Below are 525 nucleotides of genomic sequence, written 5' to 3' on the forward strand. Positions count from 1 at the left end.
CTGGTTAACCATATCGGCAAGGTAATTTTTGTTAATCGTGCTTATGCTGGCGGCGTTCCGTCCGTTATCATGGATGCGTGGGAATTTGGCTCCATTCTGGAAAAGATTTCTACCGCAATGCCAGAAGCACAGGAAAACGAAAGTTGGAATTTACAGGACGGGCAGGAATATAAGCAAGATGTTTTCCATCAACCGAAAGTAGAAGCAAAATTCTTTAACTCAAAAGTTACCTTTGAAATTCCTATGAGCTTTACGGAAATTCAGGTTAAAGAATCCTTCTCAAGCGCGGAACAGCTTAACGGATTTATTTCAATGATTACTACCAGCATTGAAAATAGCATGACCGTTAAACTAGATGCCCTGATTATGCGCGCAATTAATAACATGATTGCCGAAACTCTGGCGGCGTCTATCGGTACTGGTGCGGCTGGCGCTAAAGTTCTGGACTTCACCAAAACAGGCGTTAAAGCTGTTAACCTGCTGGCTGGCTTCAACGCTCAGACGGGTAAAACTCTTACCACTGCT

The 525-nt window shown here is 43.6% G+C and carries 1 protein-coding gene; it reads left to right on the forward strand.

Annotation, left to right across the window (positions count from 1 at the left end):
• The coding region (locus AC3DEV_RS16725; RefSeq protein ID WP_488372821.1) for a phage major capsid protein at positions 1-525 on the forward strand (525 nt) is incomplete at both ends.

The organism is Dietzia sp. IBK-p2-15D (assembly GCF_057773105.1).